Source organism: Synechococcus sp. B60.1, assembly GCF_047462555.1.
GTDB lineage: Bacteria > Cyanobacteriota > Cyanobacteriia > Thermostichales > Thermostichaceae > Thermostichus.
The window spans coordinates 1-4,953 of the sequence record NZ_JANSJN010000138.1 but is presented as its reverse complement, the minus strand read 5'-3'; the positions used below and the strand labels follow the sequence as shown (position 1 = coordinate 4,953).

Here is a 4,953-nt window from a genome sequence, read left to right as displayed (position 1 = left end):
CCTGCCAAGAAGATCGAGAGCTGAGCCCCTGCTCCTTCTGTTGCAATCGCTGTAGCAAGGCGCGATTACGTTTGTTAATCTGGCGCTTCCGTGCCGTTCCCCCACGACCACGATAGTTCCTGCCCTGGCGGCGGGGGGATTCGTGAGATTTCAGCCGCATGGGATCCCTCTGGCCAATCCGCTAGTCTCACCCGATTCTAATCGAAGCTTCGGCCCTCGACAGGGGCGAGAACTGCACTTTGGCTTAGCCAGTTTTTGAGCCAATGGGTGGCCCGGCAGTCGTCCTCGTTGTAGATGAGCGACTGCTCCAAATAGCGGCGATCTCGAGTTTCCAGCCATTGGCTGTACCAGTAGATGGACTGGGCTCCATTGGCATTGGGCAACCGCCACTCGAACCCCAGCCAGCGGGCAATGTTTTTCAGGGAATAGCTTTCAATGGGCAGCACCACCGAGCGTTGGATCCAGGCGTGTAAATCTACGAAGCGCTGCAACAATTGCCGCACCTGCCGCGAATCCGTAGGGTATCGCTCCCCCAGCCGCTGACAGGTCTGCACTTCAAAGCCATGGAAATGGTAGATGGGCGCTTCAGGGTAGCGTTGAACCAGGTGCAAAAATTGTTTCCAAGCTTGCCCTTCTTCCTGGGGCTCGACAGCCAGGCAACTGTGGTAGCTCACCAGCTTTTCCCCCTCGGCTTGTTGCACCACCAGCAAGCCCAACAGGTAAGCGACGTTGTGACGGGGATCCGCCTCGATATCGAAGTACAGCTCCACGGGCGCTGTTGGCAGAGCTTGCGGCGGCGATTGCAGCCAAAGGGGCTTGCGGCTGAGGGTGGCACGGGCTTGAAGCTGCAGTTGCAGGGCCACGCCGGCTCCCAGCTTGGGGATGGCCTGGAGCATCTCCAGGCGGGCGTTGGCTAAGGCCTCAATCGAGTTGATCCCTGCCTCTTGCAAAAGGGGATAGCGGGATCCGGTTACACCCGGTAGCAGGCTGAGGGGTTGGGCAACGGCATTCAACTGCCGACAGTGCTCCCGCCAGTGGCAAAGATGACAGCGGCTGCGGGCCATCAACACCTGGGGCGGCTCCGGCTGGTCGAGGGAGCGCAGATAGTCTTGCAGCAGGCGGCGCACCTGGACGCGGCGTCGGCTGAGGTGGACAGGGTGCCACTTCCCATCTTTTAGAATCAAAAAGCCGCGTTTGGGCACCTGCCCCTGCAGGGATCCCAGCAATTCGGCCTGCAGCACCAGCAACAATTCGTACTCCGGCTTGGGTCGCTTGCCAATGCGAATGTGAACCGGCAGGTAGGCGGGCCGGCCTTGGCTGCGAAGGGCGGAATCCCGAATCAGGAGATCCAGGGAGCTGCTTACCCAAAGGGAACGAAACTCTGGAAGAGCCGCAGGCGGCAGTCCAGAGTTGGAGGGTGTCTTGTCGGTGGAGTCCTCTTCAGGGAGCGCAACCTCTGTCTCAGGGGAAGGGGCAAGGGCAACTGCAGAGCCGGCAGGCTCTGCCTCAGCAACTCCCTCGGGATCCACTTCCCAGAAGAGCTCTGCTACGACCTGTCCGCCGTAGATCCGCTCTGTCCCTGCTGCCATGGCTGCCAAAAGGGCTTCATTACCCGGCGCGACCTGTTCGCCGGGGAATTGCTCCAGCACAGCAGCTTGTAAAGCTTGGCGATCCCGGCGCCATTGCTCCAGCAGGCTTTCCGGCGGCAGCTTGGCTTCTTGAGGCCCAAACCGATCTAGGTAGGGCAGGCGCCGACAGCGAAAAAAGGCCAGCAACTCTTCTGCGTCAATAGAACCCTGCTGGGCTGCTGCAACCTGAAACTCCAACGGCGGACGACCTCAGCTCTGCTGCCATTTTGGCACGCCTTTTGGGGATCCCTTACGACCTGGGATCCTGAGCTGACAGAAGATGGGCGATGAGGCGGTCAACTGTTTCCGCTTGGCGGCGAGCCGTCTCCGCCTGCCGCTGGCAAACGGCCTTCAGCTCTCCCAGCCAGGCAGTTTGCTCCTGGGTCATCAGCACCTGTTGCTGAGCAATGTCCTTCAAATAAGACAAGTCGTCTTTGATGGAGCTGACGCTCTCGGCTAGGGTCAGCACGGCACCAACTAGGCGATCCAGGCGGAAGTCAATTTGGTCAAATCGGTCTTTGCTCTGCATTTTTTTACCTTGTAAGTGCAGTTTTCAGGGGCAGTGTCTACTATTTTGCAAGCTCCAGCAGAATTGACAGAGGATGGGATCACAGCCACGGAAGAGCTCGAGAGATAACGCAGCAGGGATCCCCAGTAAGACCTGTGGCTCAACTGACGTATGCTGGAGAAGAAAGATTTCTTTACACCCGCAGATGGAGCCGACTGTAACCGCTCTTTCGATGGCCCCGGCCCTGCCTCAGACCCAGCCGGCAGCAGTGGAAATGCAGGGGGTGTGGAAGCGCTTTGGGCAGCAGGTGGCCGTGCAGGACTTGAGCCTGCGGATCCTACAGGGGGAGGTGTTTGCTCTGCTGGGGCCCAACGGGGCTGGGAAGTCCACCACCATCCGCATGCTCACCAGCCTCACCCGTCCCAGCCAGGGATCCATCTATGTGGGGGGCTACGACGTGGTGCGGGATCCCTTGGCGGTGCGGCGGCAGATTGGGGTGGTGTTGCAGCCCATCACCCTAGAAGCAGAGCTGACGGTTTGGGAAAATCTGGAGTTTCATGGGCGCATGCACCACATTCCCAACCCGGAGCGGCAGCGGCGCATCGACGAGTGGCTGGAGTACGTGAAGCTGGCCGACCGGCGGCACGACAAGGTGAAGACCCTCTCCGGCGGCATGAAGCGGCGCTTGCAAGTGGCCAGGGCACTGTTGCACCGGCCGCAAATTTTGTTTTTGGACGAGCCGACCGTTGGGTTGGATCCCCAGGCGCGACGCCTGTTGTGGGAGATCCTACGGGATCTGAATCGGCAGGGGATGACTTTGCTGATTACCACCCACTACATGGAGGAGGCTGAGGAGCTGTGCGACCGCATCGGCATCATGGATGGCGGGAAGTTGATCGAGCTGGGCAGCACCGACCAGTTGCGGGCGAAGTACGGGGAAGCTCTGCTGGTGCGCTCCCGCCCCGGACAGGAGGTGAGCTACACCTTTTTCCCTAGCTTGGCGGAGGCTCAGCGGCAGTTGGAAGCCGAACCCGACAAAACTGGCCTGATGGTGCGCCCTGCCAACTTAGAAGACATTTTTGTGCGTCTGACAGGCCGTCGCCTGGATTAGCGCGCTCTCTCCCTTTGAAAGAGGGAGGTTACGGTTTTTCCTCTCCCCACCCCTCTTTGGGAGTGGGGGGCTCGAACTTGTAGCCAACGCCGCGCACGGTGCGGATCAGCTCCGGTTGGCTGGTATCGGTTTCTAACTTCTTGCGAATTTGGCCGATGTGGACATCGACCACCCGTTCATCTGCCTCGTGGTTGAAATCCCACACCTCTTGAATCAGCTCAGCCCGTCGCCAGACCCGCCCTGGGTGTCGGGCCATGGCGTAGAGCAGGTCAAACTCCAAAGCTGTCAGGTGAATTGGGCGCCGGTCACGGGTGACTTCTCGGGTGGTTGGGTCGATCACCAAAGAGGGAAAGGTCAAAACCGGCGCGCTGCCTGTTTCCGTTCTCCTCCGCCCTCGGCGCAGGATGGCCTGTACCCGCGCCTGTAACTCCGGCAGGCTGAAGGGTTTGGTCAGGTAGTCATCTGCACCTAGCTGAAATCCTTGCAGCTTGTCGGCAGGATTCACTCGGCTGGTTAACATCAACACATAAACGCCGGTCTCTTTTTGCATCTGCTGGCAGAGGTCGTAACCGCTCACATCCGGCAAATTCAAATCCAAAATCACCAAGCCTGGCTGAAAAGTGCGCAACTGTCGTAAGCCCTCGGCGCCGGTCACGGCCGCCTCAACTGCGTACCCTTGCCGCTGCAAATACCGCTTGAGCAGCGTACAAATGCTGGGATCGTCATCGATGATGAGAATGCGTGACATAGCGGCTTGGCGCTCTCATAGTCAGCACGAGGCAGAGTTGCAGAAAAGCCCTGACAGTAGGGCAAATGCATTTTGCGCCGGGGCTGGAGAGGACAGCAAACCCAGACAGCCCGCCCAGACTACAACAGACAACTTAAGGTTTTTACATTGCACATCGGATTGCACCAGGAGCTTGGCCTTTCTGGAACCCCCTTTCTCTGGGTAAATCAAGGAAGGCTAACCTAAGCATCTCAAGCATTATTCTACTGGGTTGTCCGGAGGAAAGGGAAAGGGTAAGGTAAAAGGGACTCGCGCAGCAGCTTCTTGCCCGCAGAGGGAAGCCCATTCAAAAACCTTGCCACTTCTTCACTTGCAGGCCAAACCTTAAAGTTGCACGCCGGTTTATCCCAGAAGCCTATGTACGATCCCAACGAAGTCTTTCGCAAAGATATCCAGTTGGCCCTCTTCACCTGGGGAATCCTGGAGCTGGCCTGTTTTGTCATCATGCCGTTCACCCGGGCCTACGAGTATGCGCAGGTAGCGGAGTGGTTGTGGCCATCGCTAGTTTTGGGACCAGTGGGGGCGGTGGTGGTGGCCTTTTGTTCAAAGCTCACAGTAGCTGCTAATAACATCCCCGACCCGAAAAGGAAAAGGGCGCAGCGGCAAATTGCTCAGGTCATCGGTTTCTTCGGCTTCCTGGGCTTAGCCTTGCCCTTGCTCCTGGCCGGGTGGACATTTGGCCACGAGGTTCTCACCACCGACTGGAAAAATATGTTCACCAATTAGGCAGGAGCGGAGTTGCCAACTGGCCCGCGCCGACTTATAGCCGCAGAGGGTTTAGGATGTCCAGCTATTCGTGCAGCCGTCAGTTGCTCCCAAGCCCTGCCAGAGTGAGAAATGTAAACTACCCGGCTCCGACCGCTAAGCGGTACGGAGTGGGCTTCCTGTAGCCCTGCAGTTGGCAAGCCAACCACGGGCC

Annotated in this window: 5 protein-coding genes; 2 read left to right on the top strand and 3 right to left on the bottom strand. The window is 58.6% G+C overall.

Features of this window, described 5'->3' with window-relative positions:
- Positions 1–197: 197 nt before the first annotated feature.
- Together NW863_RS12200 and NW863_RS12195 are read right to left on the bottom strand one after the other, a co-directional pair.
- Entirely contained in the window at positions 198–1,826 is a 1,629-nt protein-coding gene (locus tag NW863_RS12200) for a TM0106 family RecB-like putative nuclease (protein ID WP_414366672.1), read from the bottom strand.
- 52 nt (positions 1,827–1,878) lie between these two features.
- Positions 1,879–2,157 (bottom strand): hypothetical protein, encoded by a 279-nt coding sequence (locus NW863_RS12195; RefSeq protein WP_414366670.1) that lies wholly within the window; start codon positions 2,155–2,157, stop codon positions 1,879–1,881.
- A 211-nt stretch (positions 2,158–2,368) separates the two neighbouring features.
- Between NW863_RS12195 and NW863_RS12190 the strand changes: the two genes are divergently transcribed.
- Positions 2,369–3,247, top strand: a complete 879-nt coding sequence (locus NW863_RS12190; protein WP_414366668.1) for an ABC transporter ATP-binding protein — start codon at positions 2,369–2,371, stop codon at positions 3,245–3,247.
- Positions 3,248–3,275: 28 nt separating this feature from the next.
- Here the strand turns inward: NW863_RS12190 and NW863_RS12185 are convergent, their stop codons facing one another.
- Entirely contained in the window at positions 3,276–3,995 is a 720-nt protein-coding gene (locus tag NW863_RS12185) for a response regulator transcription factor (protein ID WP_414366665.1), read from the bottom strand.
- Between the two features lie 396 nt (positions 3,996–4,391).
- Between NW863_RS12185 and NW863_RS12180 the strand changes: the two genes are divergently transcribed.
- Positions 4,392–4,760, top strand: coding sequence for a hypothetical protein (locus NW863_RS12180; protein ID WP_414366664.1), 369 nt, complete (start codon positions 4,392–4,394; stop codon positions 4,758–4,760).
- The last annotated feature ends 193 nt before the right edge of the window (positions 4,761–4,953 follow it).

Coding starts and splice junctions, on each gene's coding strand:
- NW863_RS12195 (WP_414366670.1), bottom strand. CDS start 2,157: ATGCAGAGCAAAGACCGATTTGACCAAATTGACTTCCGCCTGGATCGC.
- NW863_RS12190 (WP_414366668.1), top strand. CDS start 2,369: ATGGCCCCGGCCCTGCCTCAGACCCAGCCGGCAGCAGTGGAAATGCAG.
- NW863_RS12185 (WP_414366665.1), bottom strand. CDS start 3,995: ATGTCACGCATTCTCATCATCGATGACGATCCCAGCATTTGTACGCTG.
- NW863_RS12180 (WP_414366664.1), top strand. CDS start 4,392: ATGTACGATCCCAACGAAGTCTTTCGCAAAGATATCCAGTTGGCCCTC.